General features: G+C 63.6%; 23 protein-coding genes, 3 pseudogenes and 1 riboswitch. Of the genes and pseudogenes, 14 read left to right on the top strand and 12 right to left on the bottom strand.

Features of this window, described 5'->3' with window-relative positions:
- Positions 1 to 2 precede the first annotated feature (2 nt).
- Positions 3 to 770: an IS21-like element IS1631 family helper ATPase IstB gene (gene istB, locus ABIF91_RS05385; protein ID WP_038952109.1), complete on the top strand. Its 768-nt coding sequence runs from the start codon at positions 3 to 5 to the stop codon at positions 768 to 770.
- Here istB and ABIF91_RS05380 read toward each other — a convergent pair.
- Entirely contained in the window at positions 767 to 1,390 is a 624-nt protein-coding gene (locus ABIF91_RS05380; RefSeq protein WP_424578794.1) for a L,D-transpeptidase, read from the bottom strand. The two genes, istB and ABIF91_RS05380, sit on opposite strands and share 4 nt — an antisense overlap.
- A gap of 83 nt (positions 1,391 to 1,473) precedes the next feature.
- Between ABIF91_RS05380 and ABIF91_RS05375 the strand changes: the two genes are divergently transcribed.
- The 5 genes and pseudogenes from ABIF91_RS05375 to ABIF91_RS05355 all read left to right on the top strand — a co-directional run bounded on the left by ABIF91_RS05375 (position 1,474) and on the right by ABIF91_RS05355 (position 5,740).
- Positions 1,474 to 2,703 carry an IS256 family transposase gene (locus ABIF91_RS05375; RefSeq protein WP_424578793.1) on the top strand — a complete coding sequence of 410 codons (1,230 nt, stop codon included), beginning with the start codon at positions 1,474 to 1,476 and terminating at the stop codon, positions 2,701 to 2,703.
- A 268-nt stretch (positions 2,704 to 2,971) separates the two neighbouring features.
- Positions 2,972 to 3,394: pseudogene (locus tag ABIF91_RS05370) on the top strand (CorA family divalent cation transporter); the annotation flags it as partial.
- Between the two features lie 88 nt (positions 3,395 to 3,482).
- A protein-coding gene (locus ABIF91_RS05365) for an IS3-like element ISRj2 family transposase (RefSeq protein WP_129557670.1) occupies positions 3,483 to 4,612 on the top strand; the annotation gives its coding sequence in 2 pieces (ribosomal slippage) (positions 3,483 to 3,735 and positions 3,735 to 4,612; 1,131 coding nt in all).
- 143 nt (positions 4,613 to 4,755) lie between these two features.
- Positions 4,756 to 5,316 (top strand): annotated as a pseudogene (locus tag ABIF91_RS05360) (CorA family divalent cation transporter); the annotation flags it as partial.
- Between the two features lie 205 nt (positions 5,317 to 5,521).
- Positions 5,522 to 5,740 carry a hypothetical protein gene (locus ABIF91_RS05355; RefSeq protein WP_035696491.1) on the top strand — a complete coding sequence of 73 codons (219 nt, stop codon included), beginning with the start codon at positions 5,522 to 5,524 and terminating at the stop codon, positions 5,738 to 5,740.
- Between the two features lie 78 nt (positions 5,741 to 5,818).
- Here the strand turns inward: ABIF91_RS05355 and ABIF91_RS05350 are convergent, their stop codons facing one another.
- Genes ABIF91_RS05350 through pdxH form a run of 3 tightly spaced genes read right to left on the bottom strand, consistent with a single transcriptional unit; the run spans position 5,819 to position 8,049 of the window.
- Complete coding sequence (locus ABIF91_RS05350) at positions 5,819 to 6,589, bottom strand: class I SAM-dependent methyltransferase (RefSeq protein ID WP_028180371.1); 771 nt, start codon at positions 6,587 to 6,589, stop codon at positions 5,819 to 5,821.
- 15 nt (positions 6,590 to 6,604) lie between these two features.
- Entirely contained in the window at positions 6,605 to 7,357 is a 753-nt protein-coding gene (locus ABIF91_RS05345) for an SDR family NAD(P)-dependent oxidoreductase (protein ID WP_028180370.1), read from the bottom strand.
- A 50-nt stretch (positions 7,358 to 7,407) separates the two neighbouring features.
- Positions 7,408 to 8,049: a pyridoxamine 5'-phosphate oxidase gene (pdxH, locus tag ABIF91_RS05340; protein ID WP_028180369.1), complete on the bottom strand. Its 642-nt coding sequence runs from the start codon at positions 8,047 to 8,049 to the stop codon at positions 7,408 to 7,410.
- Positions 8,050 to 8,168: 119 nt separating this feature from the next.
- Here pdxH and ABIF91_RS05335 point away from each other — a divergent pair, with 119 nt between their 5' ends.
- Both ABIF91_RS05335 and ABIF91_RS05330 read left to right on the top strand, forming a co-directional pair.
- Positions 8,169 to 8,570 (top strand): RT0821/Lpp0805 family surface protein, encoded by a 402-nt coding sequence (locus tag ABIF91_RS05335; protein ID WP_348522448.1) that lies wholly within the window; start codon positions 8,169 to 8,171, stop codon positions 8,568 to 8,570.
- A gap of 101 nt (positions 8,571 to 8,671) precedes the next feature.
- Positions 8,672 to 9,637 carry a DnaJ C-terminal domain-containing protein gene (locus ABIF91_RS05330; RefSeq protein WP_028180367.1) on the top strand — a complete coding sequence of 322 codons (966 nt, stop codon included), beginning with the start codon at positions 8,672 to 8,674 and terminating at the stop codon, positions 9,635 to 9,637.
- Between the two features lie 349 nt (positions 9,638 to 9,986).
- Here the strand turns inward: ABIF91_RS05330 and ABIF91_RS05325 are convergent, their stop codons facing one another.
- Both ABIF91_RS05325 and ABIF91_RS05320 read right to left on the bottom strand, forming a co-directional pair.
- Complete coding sequence (locus tag ABIF91_RS05325; protein ID WP_424578792.1) at positions 9,987 to 10,757, bottom strand: anti-sigma factor family protein; 771 nt, start codon at positions 10,755 to 10,757, stop codon at positions 9,987 to 9,989.
- A 105-nt stretch (positions 10,758 to 10,862) separates the two neighbouring features.
- A complete protein-coding gene (locus ABIF91_RS05320) occupies positions 10,863 to 11,351 on the bottom strand; it encodes a sigma-70 family RNA polymerase sigma factor (protein WP_028180365.1) in 489 nt (162 codons plus the stop codon).
- A 170-nt stretch (positions 11,352 to 11,521) separates the two neighbouring features.
- Here ABIF91_RS05320 and fabI point away from each other — a divergent pair, with 170 nt between their 5' ends.
- Positions 11,522 to 12,337, top strand: a complete 816-nt coding sequence (gene fabI, locus ABIF91_RS05315) for an enoyl-ACP reductase FabI (protein WP_028180364.1) — start codon at positions 11,522 to 11,524, stop codon at positions 12,335 to 12,337.
- A 166-nt stretch (positions 12,338 to 12,503) separates the two neighbouring features.
- On the opposite strand, the gene ABIF91_RS05310 is transcribed toward fabI, so the two are convergent.
- Positions 12,504 to 13,847, bottom strand: coding sequence for an IS1380-like element ISBdi2 family transposase (locus tag ABIF91_RS05310; RefSeq protein WP_208086440.1), 1,344 nt, complete (start codon positions 13,845 to 13,847; stop codon positions 12,504 to 12,506).
- Between the two features lie 472 nt (positions 13,848 to 14,319).
- Between ABIF91_RS05310 and ABIF91_RS05305 the strand changes: the two are divergent.
- The 3 genes and pseudogenes from ABIF91_RS05305 to ABIF91_RS05295 all read left to right on the top strand — a co-directional run bounded on the left by ABIF91_RS05305 (position 14,320) and on the right by ABIF91_RS05295 (position 17,423).
- Positions 14,320 to 14,920, top strand: a pseudogene (locus ABIF91_RS05305) (histidine phosphatase family protein).
- A gap of 161 nt (positions 14,921 to 15,081) precedes the next feature.
- Positions 15,082 to 16,170, top strand: coding sequence for a chorismate synthase (gene aroC, locus ABIF91_RS05300; RefSeq protein ID WP_028180362.1), 1,089 nt, complete (start codon positions 15,082 to 15,084; stop codon positions 16,168 to 16,170).
- 62 nt (positions 16,171 to 16,232) lie between these two features.
- The gene (locus tag ABIF91_RS05295) at positions 16,233 to 17,423 is read left to right on the top strand and encodes an adenylate/guanylate cyclase domain-containing protein (RefSeq protein WP_028180361.1); all 1,191 of its coding nucleotides are present in this window, start codon (positions 16,233 to 16,235) and stop codon (positions 17,421 to 17,423) included.
- Positions 17,424 to 17,444: 21 nt separating this feature from the next.
- Here the strand turns inward: ABIF91_RS05295 and ABIF91_RS05290 are convergent, their stop codons facing one another.
- The 4 genes from ABIF91_RS05290 to ABIF91_RS05275 form a co-directional block, all read right to left on the bottom strand.
- The gene (locus ABIF91_RS05290) at positions 17,445 to 18,209 is read right to left on the bottom strand and encodes a hypothetical protein (RefSeq protein WP_028180360.1); all 765 of its coding nucleotides are present in this window, start codon (positions 18,207 to 18,209) and stop codon (positions 17,445 to 17,447) included.
- 77 nt (positions 18,210 to 18,286) lie between these two features.
- Positions 18,287 to 18,592, bottom strand: coding sequence for an ATP-dependent Clp protease adapter ClpS (gene clpS, locus ABIF91_RS05285; protein WP_028180359.1), 306 nt, complete (start codon positions 18,590 to 18,592; stop codon positions 18,287 to 18,289).
- 136 nt (positions 18,593 to 18,728) lie between these two features.
- On the bottom strand, positions 18,729 to 19,112 hold the full coding sequence (gene crcB, locus ABIF91_RS05280) for a fluoride efflux transporter CrcB (protein WP_028180358.1): 384 nt from the start codon (positions 19,110 to 19,112) through the stop codon (positions 18,729 to 18,731).
- A gap of 28 nt (positions 19,113 to 19,140) precedes the next feature.
- Positions 19,141 to 20,343 (bottom strand): MFS transporter, encoded by a 1,203-nt coding sequence (locus ABIF91_RS05275; RefSeq protein WP_051393946.1) that lies wholly within the window; start codon positions 20,341 to 20,343, stop codon positions 19,141 to 19,143.
- A 116-nt stretch (positions 20,344 to 20,459) separates the two neighbouring features.
- Positions 20,460 to 20,537: riboswitch (Fluoride riboswitch) on the bottom strand.
- A 329-nt stretch (positions 20,538 to 20,866) separates the two neighbouring features.
- Between ABIF91_RS05275 and ABIF91_RS05270 the strand changes: the two genes are divergently transcribed.
- Positions 20,867 to 21,736 carry a DUF1194 domain-containing protein gene (locus tag ABIF91_RS05270; RefSeq protein ID WP_028180356.1) on the top strand — a complete coding sequence of 290 codons (870 nt, stop codon included), beginning with the start codon at positions 20,867 to 20,869 and terminating at the stop codon, positions 21,734 to 21,736.
- 165 nt (positions 21,737 to 21,901) lie between these two features.
- Positions 21,902 to 22,537: a hypothetical protein gene (locus tag ABIF91_RS05265; RefSeq protein ID WP_028180355.1), complete on the top strand. Its 636-nt coding sequence runs from the start codon at positions 21,902 to 21,904 to the stop codon at positions 22,535 to 22,537.
- 4 nt (positions 22,538 to 22,541) lie between these two features.
- Here the strand turns inward: ABIF91_RS05265 and ABIF91_RS05260 are convergent, their stop codons facing one another.
- On the bottom strand, positions 22,542 to 23,393 hold the full coding sequence (locus ABIF91_RS05260) for a nucleotidyltransferase domain-containing protein (RefSeq protein ID WP_028180354.1): 852 nt from the start codon (positions 23,391 to 23,393) through the stop codon (positions 22,542 to 22,544).
- Positions 23,394 to 23,494 lie beyond the last annotated feature (101 nt).

Raw genomic sequence — 23,494 nt, 5'->3', positions numbered from 1 at the left:
ACATGATGACCATGCCGGAAATTGAGCGTTGCCTACGACAGCTGCGCCTGTCGGGTGTCCGCGACACGCTGCAGACGCGCGTGCTCCAGGCGCAGGGCGCCAACCAGCCCTTCCTCGAGACCTTCTCCCTTATCCTGCAGGATGAACTGGACCGTCGTCAGTCCCGTCTTATCGAGCGGCGATACCAGCAATCCGGGCTCGACGAAAAGCTGACGCTCGCCGAGTTCGACTGGTCCTTCAATCCCAAACTGCCACGTCAGACCTGCTTCCAGCTCCACACCCTGGCGTTCATTGCCGCTGGCGAGAACGCTCTGCTTGTTGGCAAACCTGGCACCGGGAAGTCGCACATCGCCAAGGCGATTGCCTATCAGGCGATCCTGCAAAGCCACAAGGTCCAGTATCTTGAGACCGACGACTTCTTCCACCGCTACGCCCTGAACTCTCCGGCACAACGCGAGGTCCGGCTGCGAACCATCATCGACTGCGATCTCCTCGTGCTGGACGATCTATTCCTCGCACGCGCCATCCCCGACGACGCCGGCACTTTGCTGCAGACCCTGATCCATCAGCGTTACAAACTGCGCCGCAGCGTCATCGTCACCTCCAATCGCGTCGTGCAGGATTGGGGGGCATACCTTGGGGACAACACTATGAGCACGACGATCCTCGATCGCCTTATGCATCATTGCCATCTGCTTGAGTTCGACGGACGCAGCTATCGGCTCAAAGAAGCCGCTGAAGCTCTTGCCCGGGAAACAAACTCAAACTAACAGTCCCTTGTCCTGCCTCGCGGGTGGAGGAATTTGACTGACCACACCCGGAGGAATTTGAAGTGACCCGCGGGGGTCAGGCGGATGCAGCCTGACGAGATCGAGGCGCCGATATATTCCGGCTGGTTGGTGCCGTGGATGCGGAACAGCGTGTCCTTACCCCCCGAATAGAGGTACAGCGCGCGGGAGCCCATCGGATTGTCCGGGCCGGGGGCGACATAGGTCGGTACGCCCAGACGCGAAATTTCGCCCGGGGTGGGGTGCCAGGCCGGCCACTCGGTCTTGCTGCCCACCTTGGCGATGCCCGACCAGGCCATGGCCTCTTCGCCAACGGTGATGCCGTAGCGGATCGCCTTGCCGCCCTCGAGCACGTAGTAGAGGTAATGGTTGTCGGAATCGACCACGATCGAGCCCGGCGATTCCTTGCGGTGGTATTCGACGATGGCGCGGCGGAACGGCTCTGCGACCGGGGTGTTCTCGTATTTGACCTTGGCGAGCAGTTCCTTGTCCTTCGGCTTGAACGACTTGGTGTCGGTCGCCTCATAGTGAGTGGCCTGCATGCAGCCCGACAGCATCAGGCCGGCGGCCAAAATCCCCAACATAACTTTCAGCGACGACATGGTTTGGTTCCAATCAAAACAATACCGTGCGGAAGGCTTGAGCTTGGCGCCCAAGTTCCTCGACTCCGTTAAGCCCATTATCGTTGAAATCTGCCACATCACTGACCGATATCGTTCGTGCCGGCGCGCGGGACCTGCTTGCCAGGGCGATCGAGATCGAGGTTGGCGCGTTTCTGGCCAGCACGGCCAATCTGACGCTGCCCGACGGTCGAGCGCGCCTGGTCCGACATGGGCACGGTCCGGTGCGCGAGATTGCGACCGGCATCGGTCCGGTGGAGGTCGCTCGTCCCAAGGTCCGCGACCGCGGAGCGAGCGGGCCAGGCGACCGCCTCCGCTTCAGTTCGGCAATCCTGCCGCTATGGGCGCGGCGGACGAAGAGCCTGGATGCCTTGATCCCGGTCCTCTATTTGCGCGGCATCTCGACCGGCGACTTCCAGGAGGCGCTCTCGGCGCTGCTCGGCAAGGATGCGCCGAACCTGTCGCCTTCGGTGATCGCCGGCCTGAAGGCCGATTGGCAGGTCGAGTACGAACGCTGGCAGAGACGCGATCTGTCGGCGCGTCGCTATGTCTACATCTGGGCCGATGGCGTGTACCTGCAGGCCCGCATGGAAGATCACAGCGAATGCATGCTGGTGCTGATTGGCACCACGCCGGAAGGCAAGAAGGAGCTGATCGGCTTCCAGGTCGGCGTGCGCGAGAGCGCGCAGAGCTGGCGCGAACTCCTGATCGACCTGCGGCAACGCGGGTTACGGATTGCCCCGCAACTCGCCATCGGCGACGGCGCCCTCGGCTTCTGGAAGGCACTGGACGAGGCCTTTCCCGGCACGCGGCACCAACGATGCTGGTGCCATAAAGTGAGCAACGTACTCGACAAGGTCGCCAAATCCGTGCAGGGCCCCATGAAGAACGACCTGCGGAACATCTATCTGGCCCCACACCGGGCCGAAGCTGAAACCGCGATCGACGTCTTCGTCGAGAAATACCACGTCAAATACGGACGTGCGGTGGAGTGCCTGATCAAGGATCGCCATGCGCTGCTCGCCTTCTTCGACTTCCCTGCTGAGCACTGGATCCACCTACGCAGCTCGAACCCGATCGAGAGCGTCTTCGCCACGGTGCGCCACCGAACGGTGCGGACCAAGGGATCGCTGTCGCAACAAACTGCGAAGCTGATGGTGTTCAAGCTCATCGACGCCGCATCGAAGACCTGGCGGCGATTGAAGAGCACGAACCAGTTGCCGAAAGTCATCGCCGGTGTAAAGTTCATCGACGGAATCGAAGTCATTCCGAACACTGAAAGCCACGCCGCCTGATCAGGCCGCGTCACCCAAAATCAGCCATAGCTCCAATTCCAGCTCTGAAGGGCTTATCCCGCGCTACGAGGGCCCAGCTGTGGCTTTTCTGCCGCAAATTTTGCGCTGTTGTGCGGGTTTTTCGGCAGGACGCGGCGAACTGTCGATTCCGTGCCACAGTTGAGCCTCGGGTCGCCACAAGTCTAAACGCCCCGTTAATGTTGTTGTCATCGTGAACCTGCCAGAATCGCGCTAAGGGCTGGCTGTCGCAGGATCTCTGGAGCTTTTCATGTTTTCGGTGTTTGTTCCCTCCGAGTCCGTCCTCAAGAAGGCGGTCATCGAGGATCTTGCTGCCGTGCCGGAGAACGCCGTCTGGATCGACCTGGTCAATCCGAGCGCGGCCGAGGACAAGGCGGTGGAGCGGCTCGCGGGCATCGCCATCCCGACCCGGGAAGACATGCAGGAGATCGAGATCTCCAGCCGCCTCTATATGGAGAACGGCGCGCGCTACATGACTGCGACGCTGATGTGCCACTCCGATACCGACATGCCCCGGACCACGGCGGTGACCTTCATCCTCGGCGACCACCGCCTGGTGACGGTGCGATATGACCAGCCGAAGCCGTTCGCGCTGGTCGAGGCCAAGCTCTCTCGCTCCTGCACGCCTTCCATCACCGGCGAGATGGTGCTGATGGAGCTGCTGGATGCGGTGAGAGCTGGCCCCGCAAATTCGGACAGTAGCTTGAGTGGATTTTCTGCCTGACAGCGGCGAGGATTCTTGCTGCGAATCAGGAGCGAAGATGACGAAGAAGAGCCGCCGGACGCATTCTCCGGCATTCAAGGCGAAGGTTGCTTTGGCTGCGGTCAAAGGCGACAAGACACTGGCGGAGCTGGCGCAACTGTTTGATGTTCATCCGAACCAGATCACGATCTGGAAAAACCAGCTCCTGGAAGGCGCCGCCGGCGTGTTTGGGCATGACAAGACATCGGCCGAGACGCCGGTCGATTTGAAGGCGTTACATGCCAAGATCGGCGAGCTGGCGTTGGAAAACGATTTTTTGTCCGGCGCGCTCACCAAGGCGGGCCTGCTGAGCGCAAAGCGATGATCGACCGCGATCATGATCTTTCTATCGTGCGCCAGGCGAAGGTCCTGAAGCTGGCTCGCAGCACGGTCTACTATGAACCTCGGCCAGTTTCGGCCGAGGACCTTGCCTTGATGCGTCGGCTCGATGAGCTGCATCTCGATTATCCCTTCGCGGGAGCGCGTATGCTGCGATCGTTGCTGCGGCGGGAGGGCGTATACGCCGGTCGCCGCCACATCGCGACGCTGATGAAGCGCATGGGGATCGAGGCGGTCTATCGTCGCCCGAACACGAGCAAGCCGGCTCCGGGTCACAAGATCTACCCGTACCTGTTGCGCGGATTGAAGATCGAGCGGCCCGACCATGCGTGGGCAATGGACATCACCTACATTCCGATGCGGCGTGGCTTCGTCTATCTCGCGGCGGTCGTCGATGTGTTCAGCCGACGGGTCCTGGCCCATCGCGTCTCGATCACAATGGAGGCGGCCTTCTGCGTCGAAGCGGTCCAGGAGGCGTTGGCGAAGCACGGCAGGCCCGAGATTTTCAACACGGATCAGGGCAGCCAGTTCACCAGCCTCGAGTTCACCGATGTGCTGCTGGACGCGAAGATCGCCATCAGCATGGACGGCAAGGGCGCCTGGCGCGACAACGTGTTTGTCGAGCGGCTCTGGCGCACGGTCAAATACGAAGAAGTATATCTCCGCGCCTACGACAGCGTGTCCGAGGCGCGAGCGTCAATTGCCAAGTATCTGGCCTTCTACAATCAGGGACGCCCTCACTCGAGCCTTGACGGGCGCACGCCCGACGAGGCTTACTTCGGCACGCAAGCTATGGTGATGGCCGCATGACCGTCGCCGACGGTTTTGTCGTCGCTCTGGTCGGGCTACGCCCTCCCGACGCAACGACAAAACCGTAAAGCCCCGCGTTCAGCATAACCCGGCAGGAATCCACTTAAATCCAGCGGGGCGCTGTCCAAACAACCGGGGCCAGCTCTGTGATCGACCGCTGCGCCGATATTCTGGAGCGTTGCGGCGCCGAGATCGATCAGGTCTCGCACGACATCTTCGAGCCCGAGAGCGAGCGCCACGGGCAGGCAAAGAGATACTCCCAGATCCTGATCTCGATTGGCCGCAAGGGTGATTTGACCTCGAAGGTTCGCGAGAGTCTGGTGTCGATCGGTCGCGTCGTGACGTTCCTGTCCGCGGTGGTCGAGGGCGTGAAATGGTCGAAGGACATGCGCGAGCAGCTCAAGACCATGCAGCGCGACGTCGCCTCGTTGACCGACCATGCCTCCTATCTCTCCAACAAGATCACCTTCGTGCTCGACGCCATGCTCGGCGTCGTCAATCTCGAGCAGAACAACATCATCAAGCTGTTCTCGGTGATGGCCGTCGTCCTGATGCCGCCGACGCTGATCGCCTCGGTCTACGGCATGAACTTCAAGGTGATGCCGGAACTCGAATGGGTGCACGGCTATCCGATGGCGCTGGTGATGATGCTGGCCGCCGCCATCGTCCCGTACTGGATCTTCAAGTGGAAGAAGTGGCTGTAGGAGTCATGCTCGAGCAAAGATCCCTACCGAGACCTTACGCCGCTCGCAGAGACACGGTAGATCGTGTCGCAGAATAGATCGGGATTGAGGCGGCGCCGTGATGTCCGCGCCATGCCGCAATTCCTCCGGTAAAATTTGAGCGGTGGGCTGAACGTTTGCGCGAAACTTGTCTGCGATAAGCAGTGCGTAGCCGCGAGGAACAGCCATGGTTGAGAAACACATAACGTCGCCCCGCAACGTCATCGATCTGGCGAACTATCGCCAGGTCCTGGCGAGCGGCAAGGCGCCGTCGATGTCGGCACGCATGTGCCGGCACTGTGGTGCTCCGCTGCTCGATGGTGAGAACGACGACGACTGCTCGACTGCATTCAGCACGGCCGCTCCGCGGCCACGCGAGAGGTCGCGTCGGATTCGACTCGATTGAGGAACGGAAGGTAAGGGCGATCCAGGCCTTGCGGCGGCGTTGTCTGGATCGCCTTGCTTCCGTCCTCCGGCAAACCAGCTAGCGCGTCACGATCTGCGCCGTCGAGACAACAGTCTCGGCGATCGCGCCGTCGCGGCTGAACGAGACGAGATGCTTTCCGACATCGCGCAGCATATCCTCGACATTTTCGCCCAAGACGTCCGGCGATGTCGACGAATAGGTGAGTGTGCGTTTCGCCAGGTCATGAAGGCCGACCAGGTGGCTGGTCTCGACTGTGACGAGTTGAGCCGGCCGAAACGAGCTGCCGCGAAAGAATGCGGCAAGGTCGCGGTGAGTCCGTGTGCCCCGACCGGTCGCCTTCCAGAGCCCGACTGGCGACCAGCGGCGCCGGATTTCGTTGTAGCCGTCAAGCCACGGGTTGCGGCCGTCGGTGGCGGAGAACGCGGCGCAGATGGCAATTACACCGTCGTGCGCGACCAGCCAGTCGAGCAGTGCTAGTGTCGGGTCGCGATCCATCCAATGCAGCGCGCGTCCGATCGTCACGATGTCGAAACTGCCGATATCGGGGGCAAGCGTTTCGGCCTTGCCTTCGATCAGCGTAACATGCCGCCCTGCGCCCCTTGCGGCATGGTGTGCCGCCTCGATCATCGCGGGTTCGGGATCGACGCCGACGACGCGACCGACATAGGGCCCGAAGCCGAGCGCCAAGAGCCCGGGGCCGGTGCCGAGGTCGATCAGGCTGCTCTCTCTGGAGAGACCAAGCTTTTGCGCGACGTTGCGAAACAATTCGCCCGGATAAGGCGGCCGCAAATGCTCGTAGAGTGAGGCGGTGCTCGCGAACCGGCCCATGCTTGCGCGCCTTGCCTAAACGTGCTGGCCGCCGTTGATGTGGATTTCGGCGCCGTTGACGTAAGAGCTGGTGTCCGTGCACAGCACGTAGATGATTTTTGCTACTTCGTCGGGCGTGCCGAGGCGGTGCATCGGGATCTGCTGCTCGACGATCTTCTCGGTGCCCGGCGACAGGATCGAGGTGTCGATCTCGCCCGGCGCGATCGCATTGACGCGGACGCCGATACGGCCGAAATCGGACGCCATCTCGCGCGTCAGCGAGGCGAGCGCGGCCTTCGAGGTCGCGTAGGCGGCGCCCGCGAAGGGATGCACGCGCGAGCCCGCGATCGAAGTGACGTTGACGACCGAGCCCTTGGCCACCTTCAATTCCTCGATCAGCCCGCGTGCCATCATGATCGGCGCGAAGAAGTTGACATGGAAGACATGCGTCCAGGTGTCGAGGTCGGTGTCGACCGAGCCGAGCCGGGAGCCGCCCGGGCCCTTCGGCGAGATCGCGGCGTTGTTGACCAGCGCATGCAGCATGCCGCCCTCCAGCCGGTTGCGGATATCGGAGATCGCGCGCGCAGTGTCCTTGGGATTGCCGAGGTCGACTTGGATGTGGTCCTCGGGCCCCGCGTCCCACGGGCAGTCCTCCGGGAAGGGATGCCGCGAGCACGTGATGACGCGCCATCCCGCCGAGGAAAAGCGGATCACGGTGGCGTGGCCGATGCCGCGGCTTGCTCCGGTCAGGAGCAGCGTGCGGCGCGGCGCATTGGACGAATGCGGCATGGACATCTTTCAGGTCGGCCCAAAGCTCGAGGCAAGTATCAAGATGAGGATCAAGGGTACATCCGCGCCTTGGACCATTTCTGGCCGGCGGCGTCACGGCGAAATTCGATGCGGTCGTGCAGGCGGAACGGGCGGTCGTGCCAGAACTCGATCCGCAGCGGCGTGATGCGCCAGCCGCTCCAGCCCGGCGGCCGCGGCACTTCGCCGATGACATATCTGGCCGCAACCTTGGCGATGGCCTGCTCGAAGGCGAAGCGGCTCTCAAGCTCTTGCGACTGCTTGCTCGCCCAGGCGCCGATCTGGGCCTGCTTGGGGCGGGTGGCGAAATAGGCGTCGGCTTCAGTGTCGGTCACCGGCGTCACGTTGCCGCGGATGCGGACCTGACGGCGCAGCGACTTCCAGTGAAACAGTAACGCTGCCTTAGGATTTGCGGCGAGTTCGCGGCCCTTCTGGCTGGCGATGTGGCTGTAGAAGACGAAACCTTCGGTATCGAAGCCCTTCATCAGCACCATGCGGACGTCCGGCAGCCCGTCAGGGCCGACGGTTGCGAGCGCCATGGCGTTCGGATCGTTCGGCTCGCTCTTGGTCGCCTCGTTCAGCCAGGCCTCGAACAGCGCAAATGGCTCGTCCGCGGCGGTGAAATCACCGGATGTTAAGGGTGTCTGGTGTTTCATCGAGGTCGTGTCGGTCATGTCTGGAGTCCGAGTTGCGTCCCGCGGCCCAAAATGCGTCCTTGTCCGCTACCGCCCTATATAGGGCATGGGATCGCGTTGGCCTATCGGCGATCCGGCCCTCCGGCCTCGTCGTGACGATGATTCTGGTCGGGCTCGGCGCCGGCGGCTGCAGCTTCTCCCGCAATGACACGAGTGCCTACGCCAAGACTGAGGACAGCGATCTCACCGGCTCGATCGCGCGGCCGGCGAGAGACGCGGCGCCCACCGAGACCGATCTCGCCTTCGCGCGCAATGCCGCCTCCGACGTCCTCAGCAAGGGCGACAAGGATTCCAGCCAGCACTGGGAGAATCCCGAGACCGGGGCGCGCGGCTCGGTGACGCCGATCGCCCAGTCCTATGCCGCCGAGGACGGACGCAAATGCCGCGACTTTCTGGCGAGCTACGTCAACGGCAGCACCGAAAGCTGGCTCCAGGGTGCCGGCTGCCAAAGCAGCCGTGGCCGTTGGCAGATTCATACGCTAAAGCCGTGGCGGAGCTAGGCACTGCGCTAGTTGCAAAAATGCCACTCTCTTCCCACATGATCCGCAGGTGGGGCGGGGAGCCCTTTGAAACAATTCGATTCTTGAAGGAGACGTGACGAATGCGCGACCCCTATGAGGTCTTGGGGGTGCCGCGGAGCGCCAGCGCTGCCGCGATCAAGGGCGCCTATCGCAAGCTGGCCAAGAAGCACCATCCGGACAGCAACAAGGGTGATCCGAAGGCTGCCGAGCGCTTCGCCGAGATCAACTCGGCCAACGAGATCCTCGGCGACGAGGACAAGCGCAAGCAGTTTGACCGCGGCGAGATTGATGCCGAGGGCAAGCCACGCTTCCAGGGTTTTCCTGGCGGCGGGGGGCCGCGCGGCCGCGCGGGTCCCGGCGGGTTCGAAAGCTATTCGTTCCGGAGCGGCGGGGCGGGTGGTGCCCCGGGCGGCGGCGCGTTCGAGGATATCCTCAACAGCATGTTCGGCGGCGGGATGCGCGGCGCCCGGCCTGGGGCCGGCGGCGGCGCCCAGTTCGAATTCGATACCGGCGGCATTGGGCTGGATCTCGATGTGAATGTCGCCATGTCCGTCTCGCTGGAAGAGTCGGCCAAGGGGGGCGAGAAGCGCGTCCGGCTGCCGACGGGCAAGGAGCTCAACGTCAAAATTCCGGCCGGCGTCACCGAGGGCCAGCAGATTCGGCTCCGGGGGCAGGGCGAGAGCGCGCAGGGCCATCCGCCGGGCGATCTCCTGATCACCATCAACATCGCGCCGCACCCGTTTTTCAAGGTCGAGGGCGCCGACCTCAGGATCGACCTGCCGGTGACGTTGTATGAGGCGGTGCTCGGCGGCAAGGTCCGCGTGCCCACCCTCGGGAATGCCGTGGAGCTTTCGGTCCCGAAGAACACCTCCAGCGGCCGGACCTTCCGCCTCAAGGGCAAAGGCTTGCCGAAAGCTGGTGGAACCGGGGATCTCTTCGTGACCATCAGGATTATGCTACCGGACGGGAACGACGCCGAGCTCGAAGCATTGATGGAGAAGTGGCGGGACCACCACCCCTACAATCCGCGTAGCGGGCTCGGCTAGGGCGCTATCCGAGGCCACCTCGACGATCGGAGCATGCTTTTCCCGAAAGGATGATGCTCAACTTGGGTCTGAAGCGCAGCGCGCTCAACGCTGACTTCAAGACGTGTCGGCTGTCCGGCGGGGCAGCCGTCAATAAGGTGCGGCCTCGAGAGGGGGACCAGCGCGGTACCAAAGCCCCAATCGAGGCCGCCCGCGTCGATCGGCGGATCGAACGCTGCTCATTTTCGCGTCATCATCCGGTGCGATAATGAGACGCGCCGATGTCTTGATTCCAAATTTTCAATGACGGAATCGAGGCATCCGCGTCCCGAAGCGCGTCGAGAGCGTGGCTTCGGCCATGGCGCTGCTGTCAGGTGCCGCTTTTCTCTACCTGGTCGTACACGGCCTGCGCCACCTTCGTCAGCCGCTCGCGATCACCCCCACCGCTGACGACGTAGCCGACGCCGCGTTCGGCCCAGAACAGCGCCTCGTCCTTGTCCGTTCTGGCGTAGCGCATCTGCGTCGCACCAGTCTCGGTCTTGGTGGCGTAAATCGTGTACCGCTCACCCGAGGCGCCCTCATACATCAGGAACGACGCCGGACCGCTCGGCCCGGGCAGAAGCCGGCCACCGACAAGCTTCAGCCCGCTCGCCTCCAGGTTCGGAGCGAACACCGTCCAGCCGCAGCGCCGGGTCAGCCAGGCCTGGAGATGGTCACGCTCGTTGCCGCCGACTTCGACGGGATGGCGGACCTCGACGACGTAGAGGCGGTGGGCATCGAGCGCGTCTGCCGTAAGCCTCTGGAACGTGGAGGGCGCGTTGGCGGCGCCATGTGCCACCCAGCCGGCCGTGCCGCCGGCGACGAAAGCAACCAGCACGGCCGCGGCGGCGCCATAGAGCCATTGCCGCGGGCGGCGCTCCAGCCGCTCGAGCTCCAGCCGTGCCGGCACCGACTCCTGCGCGACGGAATCGTAGCGGGCGTGCAGCATCTCGGCCATGGTCCGCCAGGATTGGACCCGCTCGGCATCGTCAGGATGGGCGGCGAGCCAGGCTTCGACGTCGGCGCGTCGTTCCGCCGGCAGCTCGCCGTCGACATAGGCGTGCAGCTCGTCTTCGGTCACCGGGATATTGCGGTCGTTCATATCGGTCGTCTCTGGCTCTGCGGCCCAAAAAATCGTTCGTGGCTCAACTTCGCTCGCGTCCTCGGCTGGCTGCGGGCGGACGATGTGCGATGCATCACGCTGTCCTCATTTCACCCGCCTGAGCGCCGGGCGCTCACCCTCCAGCGAGGCTTTAACATGGGCCCGTGCGCGTGCCAGGCGCGACATCACGGTGCCGATCGGCACGCCCTGGATGTCGGCGACCTCGCGATAGCTCATGCCTTCCAGCATCACCAGAAGCAGCACCGAACGCTGTTCCTCGACGAGGGTGGCCAGCGCCTTCTCGATGTCACGTCCTTCGGCCTCGGTCCCGCTGGCATCCGGGTTGTTCTCCGTCAGCGGCATGAATTGCGGCCGCCTTGCCAGTGAGCGCCGCCGGTTCTTGTTGAGGTTGGTCAGGATCGTATAGAGCCAGCTCCTGACGTCGCCCCCGAGAAACAGGCGTTCCGAACGCAGCGCGCGCACCAATGTATCCTGCACCAGATCGTCGGCCGCATCCGCATCGCGCGTGAGCGCGCGGGCGTAGCGCCGTAACGCCGGGATCATGACTTCCACACTCTGACGAAACGCGTTCATTGCGGTCTTGAAGTCCAAGCGTTCGGCGCGAGCGCCTCAACGATCATAACACCCGAGCGGAACGGCTATTCCGGCACTCGAAACAGCGTTAACGCCGCGTATTAGGGCTGTACCGCAGGGGAGGGCTGGTGTACCTCCAGACCTCAACGAGAGTTCGACGGGACGTTCAAATGGCGCAGAATTCAGGTCTGATGCAAGGCAAGCGCGGGGTGATCCTCGGCGTTGCCAACAACCGCTCGATCGCCTGGGGCATTGCCAAGGCATGCCACGCGGCCGGCGCCGAGCTCGCCTTCACCTATCAGGGCGATGCGCTGAAGAAACGCGTCGAGCCGCTTGCCGCCGAGATCGGCGGTCTCGTGCTCGGCCATTGCGACGTCACGGATGCCGCGACCATCGACGCCGCCTTCGCGGTGCTGAAGGAGAAGTGGGGCAAGATCGACTTCCTGGTGCACGCGATCGCCTATGGCGAGCAGCTCGACGGCCGCTACGTCGACACGACGCAGGAGAATTTTTCGAAGTCGATGCTGATCTCCTGCTATTCGTTCACCGCGGTGGCGCAGCGCGCCGAGAAGCTGATGACGGATGGCGGCTCGCTCATCACGCTCAGCTACTACGGCGCCGAGAAATGGATGCCGCATTACAACGTGATGGGCGTCGCCAAGGCTGCGCTGGAGGCCAGTGTGCGCTATCTCGCCGCCGATCTCGGCGAGAAGAACATTCGCGTCAACGCCATCTCGGCGGGACCGATCAAGACGCTCGCGGCATCCGGCATCGGCGACTTCCGCTATATCCTGAAGTGGAACGAATACAACGCGCCGATGCGGCGCAACGTCTCGACCGAAGACGTCGGCGGCAGCGCGCTGTACTTCCTCTCCGACCTCTCGCGCGGCGTCACCGGCGAGGTGCATCACGTCGATTCCGGCTACCATGTGCTCGGCATGAAGCGGCCGGATGCGCCGGACATCTCGCTGGGCGGGAAGGACTAGCCCGTCCTATTCGTGAGAGTGCGGCTTTTGGGCCCGATTGATGCGGCCGCACATCTTGTCTGACGAGGCGCACAGGATTGCCTTCGGCTTTTCGCCGCCTGACGACCGGTACTTTGCAACGCGCTTGAGGGATGGGTTGGGCGAACGGGGGCGGACGCCCCGCCGGTCAAGGACCGAGCGGCAGCAGCGCGCCGGGCAAGCCGCAGATCAGGTCGGCTTCGGGACATGCCGCGGCAAACGCAAGGCGAATGCGGCTCGTGGTCTCGACGACACGGGCGGCGATTTTCAAGAGCCGAAGACGCAGCGTCGCGAACTCGGCAGCGGCCAATTCCCGGGCTTTGGGAATGGCGTCGCGCACGGTCAGCATCAGCCAATAAGCGGCCGTATGGAGCACGAGACGGACCTGGTTGGCGAGCGCCGAACGGCAGCTGGTGCGATCGGAGGCGAGCTGCGTCTTATGCAGCTTGATCAGATTCTCGGCTTGGCCGCGCGCGCAATACAGGCTGTCGTAGATCCACTCGGCCGAGCCGACATCGAGGCTGGTGACGACGAAACGGATGTCGAGGCCGAGCATCGTCGCCTCAATACGGGCGACGGTGCGCCGTTCGCGATCCCAGGACTTTGCCTTGTGGCGCGTCTCGGTATAGCCACGCAGAACCGGCAGGTTCTCGATGGCGCGTCGCGTGCGGATGTCGTCGGCGACCTCGTCGACTTTTCTGGCGAGAGGCTTGGTGCCGGACAGACCGAAGATGTAGTCGATGCCGTTGGTCTCGCACCACGCCATTGCCTCCGGCCGGGCATAGTGCCCGTCGCCACGGAACGTAATTTGCGTGTTGTGCCATCGCGTCCGGATATGCCGTACCAGGCGGCGCAGATGGGCACGCACCTCGACGCCGCCCGGCGTCTTGCCGGGCCTCAGCACGACCGCCACGGGCCGGCTCTTCTCCGTGTCGTAGACGTGGATCGGCAGGAAGCAGCGTTCGTCATAATGAGCGTTGAACAGCGAGAGCTGCTGATGGCCGTGGACGACGTCGCAGGTATCATCGATGTCGAGCGTGACGGATGCCGGCTCGCGCGGGTAGCTATCCATCCATGCGTCGACCAAAGTGTAGGTCAGCCGGATCACGTCGCGCAGGCGCGGAGCATTCTCCAGCCGCGACAGCGTCGGCTGGGAACACAAATCCCGGCCCGTGTCCGGTAGGCGACCGCAGGCCAGTTTGAATGCCGGATCGGACCTCAGATGATCGAGGTCGTCGGCGTCCTCGTAGCCGCAGCAGATCGCGAACATGCGAGCGCGGAACATATCGACCAGGCTGTGCACGACCCGCGTCGGATCGCGCCGATCCGGGAACACCCGGGCCAGATTGTTGGCCAAACCGAGACGCCGCTCGGCCATCGCCAGAAGCATCACGCCCCCGTTCGAGGTTAGGCGCCCACCATCGAAGGCAGCTGTGACTTTCTTGGCGTGAACGGCTGGAAACGAGAAGGGCGGAATCGTATCGTCGGTCATGGCGGGCGTGGCGTTCGCGGTTGGAGGTGATGGGGTTGGCTTCGCAACCGAATCCTACGCCGCATCAGCGCTTTACCCCTCAGGCGCACTCTTACGAATAAGACGGGTTAAGTTGAAGAAAGATTGAGTGACTCCCGATCATTTCTGTGCCGAAACGTGGAGTCGCGGTCGTGCCGCGTCCAAAGAAACCGGCGCGAGCGGCCTATTAGACGCGGTAGGTGCTCAGCCTCCGAAACGAGACTATCAAGCATGAAGAGATCGAGCGCGAGGCAGAGGTTTTATTTGTGTTGAATTCTTGCTTCTCGATAGTGGTCTGAAATCGTATCATCGGTCATGGCGGGCGTGGCGTTCGCGGTTGAAGGTGATGGGGTGGCTTCGCAACCGAATCCTACGCCGCATCAGCGCTTTACACCACGCTCGCCAGCCTCTCAGGCGCCCTCTCGCGAATAAGACGGGCTAGCCCTAAGCCGGAATGCCCGTGCCCACGATCTACTTCCTTCGCCATGGCGAGACCGAGTGGAACGCGCTCGGGCGACTCCAGGGCACCAAGGACGTCCCGCTGAATGCGCGCGGCCAGGCCCAGGCCGTGCAGGCGGCCAGCATTCTGGCCGATCTGTTCAGGCGCGAGGGCAGGGACAGGGCGGCGCTGCCTTACGTGTCGAGCCCGCTCGGCCGTGCGCGGCAGACCATGGAACTCGCGCGTGAGCAGCTTGAATTGCCGGCTTCGGACTATTCGCTCGACGATCGCCTGCGGTGAGATCGGCTATGGCGTCTGGGAGGGGCTGACGCTGGCCGAGAGCGAAGCCTCCGATCCGGACGTCTATGCGAGGCGCCTCGCCGACAAATGGACCGTCGCGCCCGCGGGCGGGGAGACCTACGCGGCCGTGCAGTTGCGCATGCTCGACTGGTACGAGTCGCTTCTGGTCGATACGGTGGCTGTCGCCCATGGCGGCACCTGTCGGGCCCTGATGGTGGCCCTGGGCATCGAGACCCCTGGCAGCGCTGCGGAGCTCTTTATCGAGCAGGGCGCGGTCTACGTGTTCCGCGACGGCCGGCTGGAGAAGTTCAGTTAGGCTCCTCACCGTCATTCCGGGGCGCCCGAAGGGCGAACCCGAAATCTCGAGATTCCGGGTTCGATGCTGCGCATCCCCCCGGAATGACGGGAACGGGGTTGAACGCCGTGTTCCCGGGCGCTACCACAAGTCAGCACTGACTTACGAGCCAGCGAGCAGCGATGTCTTTCAACACCTTCGGCCACATGTTCCGCGTCACCACCTTCGGCGAGAGCCACGGGGTGGCGATCGGCTGCGTGGTCGATGGCTGCCCGCCCATGATCCCGCTCACCGAGGCCGACATCCAGCGTGATCTCGATCGCCGCCGGCCGGGCCAGTCACGCTTCACCACGCAGCGCCAGGAGCCGGATCAGGTGAAGATCCTGTCCGGCGTGATGGCGCATCCGGAGACCGGCGTGCAGGTGACGACGGGCACGCCGATCGGACTCCTGATCGAGAACACCGACCAGCGCTCCAAGGACTATTCCGAGATCAAGGACAAGTTTCGTCCGGGCCATGCCGACTTCACTTATGAAGCCAAGTACGGCCTTCGCGACTATCGCGGCGGCGGCCGCTCCTCCGCACGCGAGACCGCGATGCGCGTTGCCGCCGGCGCGATCGCGCGAAAAGTCCTGCCCGATGTGAGGGTGCGCGGCGCGCTGGTGCAGATCGGCCCGCACAAGATCGATCGCGACAAGTGGGACTGGGACGAGATCGCCAAGAATCCGTTCTTCTGTCCCGACAAGGACAAGGCCGCATTCTTCGAGACCTATCTCGACGGCATCCGCAAGAGCGGATCCTCGATCGGCGCGGTGATCGAGGTCGTCGCCGACGGCGTGCCGGCAGGTCTCGGCGCGCCTATCTATGCCAAGCTCGATTCCGATCTCGCCGCCGCGATGATGAGCATCAACGCGGTGAAGGGCGTCGAGATCGGCGCCGGCTTCGGCGCCGCAGAGCTTACCGGCGAAGAGAACGCGGACGAGATGCGCACCGGCAATGACGGCACGCGGTTTCTGTCCAACCATGCCGGCGGCGTGCTGGGCGGCATCTCCACCGGACAGCCGGTGGTGGTGCGCTTCGCGGTGAAGCCGACCTCGTCGATCCTGCAGCCGCGTCTCACCGTCGATCGGCAGGGGGCCGATACCGAGATCTTCACCAAGGGCCGCCACGATCCTTGTGTCGGCATCCGTGCCGTCCCGGTCGGGGAGGCCATGATGGCTTGCGTGCTGGCGGATCACTTCCTGCGCGACCGCGGACAGGTCGGGCGTTGATGTCGTGGTACTAGCCCACCGCGCAGCTTGACGGCCCCGCAACTTCGTCCGCAAATGCAGCCATGAACAGTTCCGAGCTTCAGCGCGTCTGCAACTGGCTGATCGACGGCGCTTGGTCGGCGGCGGAGCCGGACGAGATGATCGCCGATTTCTGCGAGCGTCTGGTCGCGGCGGGCCTGCCGCTATGGCGGTTCGGCATCTTCATCCGCACGCTGCATCCTGAAATCTTCGGCCGCAACTTCATCTGGCGGCAGGGCCAGGGAGTCGAAATCGGCAGCGTCGATTTTGAGATCCTGGACACGCCGGAATTCGCCCGCAGCCCGCTCCGCGTCGTGTTCGAGCAGGGGATCGAGGTGAGGGGACGCGCAAGCGATCCCGACAGCACGCGATTTCCGTTCCTCGACGACATGCGGGCGGAAGGCGCGACCGACTATGTTGCGGTGCCGGTGCCCTTTCTCGACGGCTCCAGCCACGCGACGAGCTGGATCACGCAACATCCCGGCGGTTTCAGCGACGACGACATCGCGGCAATCCGCTCCATCGTGACGCCGCTGGCGCGTGTCAGCGAGATCATCAGCCAGCGCCGTACCGCCGAGATGCTGCTCGACACCTATGTCGGCAATCGCGCTGGAGCGCGCATCCTCGGCGGCCAGATCCGCCGCGGTCATCACGACACCATGCAGGCCGCGATCTGGCTGTCGGACCTGCGCGGCTTCACCGCGCTGTCGGACCGGCTGCCGCCCGAGACGGTGGTCCAGATCCTCAATCATTATTTCGACTGCCAGGTCACGGCGATCCGCGGCCATGGCGGCGAGGTGCTGAAGTTCATGGGCGACGGCCTGCTCGCGGTTTTCCCGATCGACGAATATGTCGGCGATGCCGCGCATGTCTGCGCGCAGGTGCTGGAGGCTGCGCGCGAATCCCGCGCCAGCGTCGAGGCGCTCGCCTTTCCAGTCGGCGACGTCGTCGAACGCTTCCGCTTCGGCGTCGCGCTGCATGTCGGAAACATCCTCTACGGCAATATCGGCGGCGGCAACAGGCTCGACTTCACCTGCATCGGCCCGGCCGTCAACCTCGCCGCGCGGCTGGAGAAGATCACGGGTCGCCTGGGGCGCACCGTCGTCGCCTCGGAAGGTTTTGCCAATGTCTGCCAATACGATTGGCAGAAGCTCGGTGAATTCCCGATTGCGGGATTTTCCAAGGCACAACGCGTGTACGGGCTCGCCGAAGAAACGCCGGCTGTGATCGCCTAGCGGAAGGCGCGGTCAGCGGCGCTAGCTGCCGCGAACATACGACTGCTTCAGGCCCAGAGTTATGATCCTCAGAGTGATCCACAGCCTCAGCATCGCGAAGCTGAAGATGAACACGAAGTAGACCAGGTTCTTGGTGAACTGTGTCGCCGACGAGGTCTGCCAGAAATTCCAGATCGCGCTGCGCACCACTTCCTGCCCATAGGCGAGGGCGACGTTGATGACACCGAGCACGATCACGCTGACGCCGAGCCACACGCCGCGCCGCGCGAACTCACCGATGGCGGCGAACAATGCGATCTTGCCGTCATTGCGCTCGGCACGGACGATCATGAGGAGCACCAGCGTCGCGATCAACGCGCTCCAGAAACGCCCGAGATGCGTGAACTGGTCGAAAGCAACGCCATCGAGGCCGGCCATCAGGTGAGGCGCATACGCGACGTGGCCCGCGGCTGCGGTGCCGAGCGCAGCCGCGATCATCACCGAGGCGATCCGCCACAGAACCGAGAAGGACAGTTTCAACTGCTCCCCAAGCGTCAATTCACCGAGGGAGGATTGGCCTCCGGCCGCCTCGATCGATTGATGTGCCGTGGCAAAGAAGGCCAGCAGCACCGAAATGTCCGCGACGACAATTGCCGGCAAGGCGATCGCGCCGCCGCCAAATGCGATCACCCGCATGGCGGCCGCAAGGATCAGCCAGAGCAGGGCATGCAGCAGCCTGAACGGACCGAAAGAGGTCTCGGGGCGGGCCGGCCTGAGGTCGAGCCGTTTGCGCAGTGCGACTGTCATGCCGCCGTGGTGACACAGGAGATTGAACCTGCGGTAGCGCGGATCGGTAAAATTGATCCGAAGTGGAAGACCGCGTCCTATTCTTCCGGCTCGGTCGTGAACCGCAGCGGATAGCCCTTGGCGCGGCCGGCGTCGGTGGCGCGCGTCGCCTTGGTCTCGGCAACATCCTTGGTGAACACCGCGACGACGCAGGCACCCAGCTTGTGCGCGGTGATCATCACCTTGTAGGCCTGATCCTCCGTCATGCGGAATTCGGCCTTCAGCACCATGGTGACGAATTCGCGCGGCGTGTAGTCGTCGTTGATCAGGATGACCTTGTGCAGCCGCGGCCGCTCGACCTTGGTCTTTGTTCTGGTTTTCGGATTGGTGACGGTGTCGTTCAACGTTTCCTGAAACCCGGCCCTGAGGAGCTCCAGCCCTCTGATCATATTCCAGGCGCCCGGGCCTCTCCAAGGTGGTCGGTGCGCCGCCATCATGTCATTGCGGACGGGCAGGGATGCGCTGGTCGCGCTGCGCCCCTTAGGGGAGAGCGCGAACAAACTGCATTGCGGCGATCAGCGCCCCCACGGACAGCACCACCGATGCAATCATGTAGACGGCCGAGGCGACGGTCTGACCGCGCTCGATCAGATACCAGGCATCCAGCGAGAACGTCGAGAACGTGGTGTATCCGCCACAAATCCCCACCGTCAAGAATATCCGGGCGGTCTGCGGCAGGTTCCATCTCGTCGCGAACAGCGCGGCGAAGATGCCGATCAGGAATGATCCCGTCACGTTGATGATCAGGGTGCCCCAAGGAAAGTCGGTGCCGAAAGCGCGGCCCGAACCGATTGCAACGAGGTAGCGCACGACCGCGCCGAGCGCTCCGCCGGCGGCTACAGCCAGAATGTATTGGATGTTCAACGTCTCGTTCCCTGGTTTGTGACCTGCATTATTCGTCCTTTGCCGCCAGCCCGTTGCCGACCGTGAGCAGCCCGACGAGCGAGACCAGCGCGAAGCCGAGCCCTGCGAGGAACGTGCCTTGGGGACCATATGCGTCCCAAAGCGCGCCGGCGATCACGCTTGCGGCCAGCAGGGCAAGCCCGGTGAAAAGGTTGAAATAGCCGAATGCGGTGCCGCGCAGGCTCGGTGGCGCAGCGTCGGCGACGAGGGCCGAGAGCAGCCCTTGCGTTAATCCCATATGCAGCCCCCACAGCGCGACCCCGAGCGCGAGGCCGGTCAGATTCGGCAGCAGCGCCAGCGCGAGGTCGGCGCCGGCGAGGAAGACCAGACCGAGTGCGAGCAGGCCGGTCCTGCCGATCCGGTCCGACAGCACGCCGGCCGGATAGGCCGACAGGGCATAGACGATGTTCATCAGCACCAGCACCGCCGGCACCCACATCGCGTTGAGTCCGATGTTCTGTGCGCGCAGAATCAGGAAGGCCTCACTGAAGCGCGCGAGCGTGAAGACGATTCCGATCGCGACGACGCGCCAATACACCGCCCCGAGCTGCCGCATTGCGGCGAGATTAAGCGGGTTCTTCGCAGGCCCCCGGCTCGGGTCGGGCTCCGGCTCGTTCACAGCGAAGGCGATCAGTCCAAACGACAAGAACGCCGGCAACACTGCCACCCAGAACACGATCGTAAAATTGTCGACCGTCCACCACATCAGGCCGATCGCTGCGAGCGGCCCGACGAAGGCCCCGATCGTGTCGAGCGACTGGCGCAGCCCGAAACTCGCGCCGCGCAGGCCGACCGGGGCGATATCGGCGATCAGCGCATCGCGCGGTGCGCCGCGAATGCCCTTTCCGACGCGGTCGATGAAGCGCGCCGCCACCAGCCATTCGACGCTGGGCGCGAGCGGGAACAGCGGCTTGGTGAAGGCGGCCAGCCCGTAGCCGAGCGCGGCGAGCAGCTTGCGGCGGCCGAGCCAGTCCGACAGCGCACCGGAGAAGATCTTCGTGATCGAGGCGGTGGCCTCCGCAATACCCTCGATGAACCCGACGGTGAGCGTGGAGGCGCCGAGCACGGTGACCAGATAGATCGGCAGCAGCGCATGGATCATCTCGGAGGAGATGTCCATCAGCATCGAGACGAAGCCGAGCACCCAGATCCCTCTGGGCAGCGTCGTGCGCGCAGCATTCGGTGTCGGCATCGTCACGTCTTCTCCTGGCCTTCTCCGGCTGGCCTTCGTTACAAGGCAACAAAAAACCCGCCATCGGCGGGTATGTCCATGCTCCCGCCAAAGGCAGAGGCCTTGAGATTGCCTCTCCTCGAGCAGGAGTCATCAGCCAAGCACGGTCATCGACCGCCGGGCGGTTGTCGGGGGACTCCATCCCCATCTGTGCGACCAACCCTAGCATGGAAATCGTGCCGGACAAGTGGGCGGGGCGTGCACTCCACGCTTGCCGCCGTCATCCCGGGGCTCGCGAAGCAAGAACTCAGGCGCGCCCTTGCGTGCCTGAGAATCTCGTCATTACCGGTTCGGCTTTCTTCGAGTCGCCCCGGATTGACCAAGCCTGTGATCGCGCGTGCTCCGGTGACGCAAGCGCGGCAACACGGCGGCGTTTTCGCGCTGGCACACAAATTCTTAACTCGAATGTGAAGCGCAAGCGATCTTCGGCCTTTGCGGCAAGGCAATTGCATGTCACCATCGCGTCATACGACGGGAGACTGCGATGCGTTTGCTGTTCTCGATCGGGGCTGTGCTAGTGGCCGGCATGCTTGCCGGAGGGGACGTCGCGGGCATCGCGGCACCGGGACCCAAATTTGAATCGCCCGAGAGTCGATCTCAATCGCAAAGGCTGGCGGCCGACAAGGACGCGCAGGCGGTCGACGTCGAACTGATCCTCGCGGTCGACGTGTCCTACTCCATGGACATGGACGAGCTCGCGGTCCAGCGCGAGGGCTATGCGCAGGCAATCCAGTCGAAGGAGTTCCTGCAGGCGCTGAAGCTGGGTCCGAACGGCCGGATTGCAGTGACCTATTTCGAGTGGGCCGCCTCCAGCGACCAGAAGATGATCATTCCCTGGCGCCTGGTCGACGGACCGGAGACGGCGGACGCGGTCGCCGCCGAGATCATGAAAACGCCGATCCGGCGCGCCTCGCGGACCTCGATCTCCGGTGCAATCGCGTTCGCGATGCCGCTGTTCGATGAGGATCCCTATCGGGGCTTGCGCCGCGTCATCGACATTTCCGGCGACGGTCCCAACAACAATGGCGGTCCGGTCACGGTGGCGCGCGATGCCGCCCTGGAGAAGGGCATCGTCATCAACGGCCTGCCGATCATGGTCAAGGAGCCGTCCTACTCGACCATGGATATCGACAATCTCGATTTATACTATGAGGACTGCGTCATCGGAGGTCCCGGCTCCTTCGTCATCACGATCAAGGATCGCGACAAGTTCAAGGAAGCGATCCGCACCAAGCTGCTGATGGAAGTCGCCGGCCGCACGCCCGAGCGCCCCGTGATGCGCGTTGCCGACAAGGAGCCGCGCGTCAACTGCCTGATTGGCGAGAAGATCTGGTCGGACCGCTGGGGACGTTAACGTCGCGGCTGAGACCTTTTGCCAATCCCAACCGGCAGTTGAATTTAACTGCCCGTTAACCGGTGCATGGCCCTAATCAGACTGTTTCCTTCCGTTTCCAGCCGGCATCCCGACATTGCTGGAGCGAACGAAAGCGGGTTTTTCCAACCTGCCTTTGAGCAAGCCATGGCCATCGTCACGTCGAGCACCAACCAGATTTCGCCCGCCAACGAGCGGATGTATCGCCAGAGTGCTCTGGTCGGTGAATGGAAGGGCAATTGGGTCGGCAACAACCAGCCCGTCGGCTTCAAGGTCGTGAACATTCGCGGTGCCCGGGCGCAGGTCGAGTACACGCATAACGGTCGCACCGAGCGCGGCTTTGGCGAGGTCAACGGCACGCTTATCACCTTTGGCGGGGTCACAGTCGGCACCAAGGACGGGAAGAGTATGGTGCTGCTGTTCTCAGTGGGCGGCGCTGGCAAGCAGACCGCGAATCTCGAGAAGCAGGAGCCGCCGGCCTCCGACAGCCGCCTCATGGGAAGCTGGGGCGGCTATTCGAGCGACAACGGCAAGAGCGCGAGCTTCAAGGTGCTCTCCGTCAACGGCAAGGAAGCGCAGGTCAGCGTCACCACCGACGGCGTCACCCGCCAGGGCACTGGCATCGTCTACAAGAACGTCATCATGTTCGGACAGACGCAGATCGCGACCGACGACGGCAAGAACGGCAAGGTCATCTACCAGGTCGGCACGAAATCCTTCGTGGTGCCGGTGACGAAGTATCCGCCGGCGGATTCGTCGTCCTCGGTCGACAAGACGGCATAGCCGTTCACAGCGGCGTCCCGCCGGATCGTATCAGCGCCTTCAATTGCTGATCGACCTGCCGCAGGATCGCGCAGGCCCGTGCCAAGCCGCCATCCCCGATCAGCCGCCAGATTTCGTCGGACTGTTCCACCAGATGGGGAATCGTGAGGGGCAAGCCGGCCGTCTCGATGAGTGCGCCCTTTTCATTGATGAGATATCGACGGTTCAATGCAAACAGCACCTGCGCGATGCACGCGAGCGCTCTGTAGACGCAGCCCGCGACGTGGGTCCGCTCGTTGCGTGCTGTCGCAAGTTCCGCATTTTCGATGCTGAACAGGATTTCCCATTGAAAGCGCCGCAACAAGGCGCGGCCCAGATCCTCCGGATAGGGGAGCGCGATTGTCTTGAGCCGCGCGATCAGGCCTTTCGGATCGTGCAGAGGCTGACAATATGCGATCTCGCCCATCCAGATTGCCGAGCAGAAGCCATGTGGATGGCCGGGCTGGTAGGCCATGAGGACTGTACCGTTTCGGCAGTCCATCATGACTCGCTCGACGTTGTCGGCGTGACGGTACAGCAGATCGACCTTTTGTCGCTCGACCGACAGCCATGCGCCGCCGACGATCCATGGCCCCCATTCGCCGTATCTCGTTACGGTCGCAGCGCCGGGATCGTCGGCGATTTCCGTCACGACGGTCAGGAGCCGGTCCGTATCGAGCGGGCCGGCGCCAGCGCCAGAACAATACAGCCCGATGTCGTAGTCGGAGGAGGGATGTGCGCTGCCCCGCGCGCGTGAGCCGCCGAGCACGAGGGCTTGAACGCCCGGTACCTCGGCAAGAACGGACGTCAGGCGGGTGAGCAACGGATCGTGCGGCATCAGGTGCAGTTCCCCGGGAGGCCTGCAGCCGTGACACCGGCGCGGTCACTCCGCTGGCATTGATGAGGTTCGAGGAGTATAATTTGCTAGGTTGTTGACGG

It is taken from the genome of Bradyrhizobium sp. USDA 241 (genome assembly GCF_049739505.1).
Taxonomy (GTDB): Bacteria; Pseudomonadota; Alphaproteobacteria; order Rhizobiales; family Xanthobacteraceae; genus Bradyrhizobium; species Bradyrhizobium liaoningense.
Note: the sequence above shows the minus strand (reverse complement) of the source record. Positions and strands in the feature narration are given on the sequence as shown.